Source organism: Pseudaminobacter sp. Soil_N_29, from assembly GCF_057656055.1.
Map to the genome: position 1 here is coordinate 1 of NZ_JBDGLC010000040.1, position 410 is coordinate 410.

A 410-nucleotide genomic window follows, 5' to 3' on the forward strand; every position below is an offset into this window, starting at 1 on the left:
TCGGCGCCAAGACCGGCGCCGAAGTCGAGCGCCACCCGCACCGGCTGGAACACCAGCCCGTCCATGTCGTCGCCGGCGTCGCCGTCTTGCGCCGGCAGGGCCGCGTCCGGTCCGAGGCCGTTCAGCTCGGCGACCAGCACTGCGGCGCGGCCGGGCGCGACCTGGCCGCCGTCGCGGGCCGACGCCACCAGGTCGGCCAAGAGGTCGGCGGCGCGCAGCAGGATGGCGAGCACCTCGGGGCTGGCGGCCAGCGTGCCGGAACGCAGCTGGTCGAGCGCGGTCTCGAAGACATGCGCGAAGGCGACCAGTTCGTCGAGGCTGAAGGCGCCGGCGCCGCCCTTGATCGAGTGCACGGCGCGGAACACCGCGTTGACGGTGTCGGGCTCGGCCGCGTCGCGCTCGATCGCCAG

General features: G+C 75.1%; 1 protein-coding gene. It reads right to left on the bottom strand.

The window, feature by feature from the left end; all coding sequences use genetic code 11:
• Nucleotides 1-410: Hpt domain-containing protein (locus AC3A4H_RS23640; protein ID WP_487768886.1), on the bottom strand; the 410-nt coding region annotated here is incomplete at its 3' end.